Annotated in this window: 1 protein-coding gene; it reads right to left on the bottom strand. The window is 55.0% G+C overall.

Annotation, left to right across the window (positions count from 1 at the left end; translation table 11 throughout):
• Positions 1-855: group II intron reverse transcriptase/maturase (ltrA, locus tag KIH86_RS00055; RefSeq protein ID WP_235775199.1), on the bottom strand; the 855-nt coding region annotated here is incomplete at both ends.

Genomic DNA, 855 nt, shown 5'->3' with positions numbered 1-855 from the left:
CTCCATGACTCGTTCGCCCGCTCGTTTACTCGCCACAAAGATATTACAGTCGTCCGCGTAGCGTACGAAACGTAGGCCACGTCCGGTCAATTCCTTATCCAGATCATCCAGTAGAATGTTTGCCAAAAGCGGACTGAGCGGACCGCCTTGTGGCGTTCCTTCCCGGCTGCGCTCCAGCTTTCCGTCCACCATGACTCCGGCGTTCAGAAAAGCACGAATCAGGGTCAGCACTCTTTTGTCCGCCACTTTCCGCGCCACTCTTGCCATCAGCATGTCGTGATTGACCTGGTCAAAGAACTTTTCCAGATCGAGATCCACGACCCATCTCAGGCCACTTCGGATGTATCTTTGGGCTTGTTTGACGGCGTCATGCGCACTCTTTCCCGGCCGAAAGCCGTAGCTATACCAAGAAAAATGGGCGTCAAAGATCGGGTTCATCACTTGTAGAAGGGCTTGCTGGAGAAAACGGTCCATCACGGTCGGGATGCCTAGCAGCCGCACACCGCCTCCGGGTTTGGGGATTTCCACCCGTTTGACTGGCGCAGGTCTGTATGTTCCCGCCAGGAGTTTGGTTTTCACCGCTACCCAGTGCGTATTCAGGTAAGCTTGTAGATTCGCTACTGTTACACTGTCCACACCGGGTGCTCCTCCGTTTTGCACCACTCGCTTGTACGCGAGCCGAAGGTTATCTCCTTCGAGCATTCGTTCCAGCAAGTTGTTCTCTGCTTTGCGAGAGGAAGGGGCGACTTGTGCCGACGAAGAACTCGGCGCTCCAGCATACCCGGGCGGCTTCACCGCTTCTCTTTGCTGGCAGCTCTCTTGCGAGATATTCGGCTGTCTTTGCTCTTCATACGA

Origin of the sequence: Paenibacillus sinensis (assembly GCF_019904155.1) — a bacterium.
GTDB classification, from domain to species: domain Bacteria; phylum Bacillota; class Bacilli; order Paenibacillales; family Paenibacillaceae; genus Paenibacillus_AQ; species Paenibacillus_AQ sinensis.
This window is presented reverse-complemented; position numbering and strand designations above follow the sequence as displayed.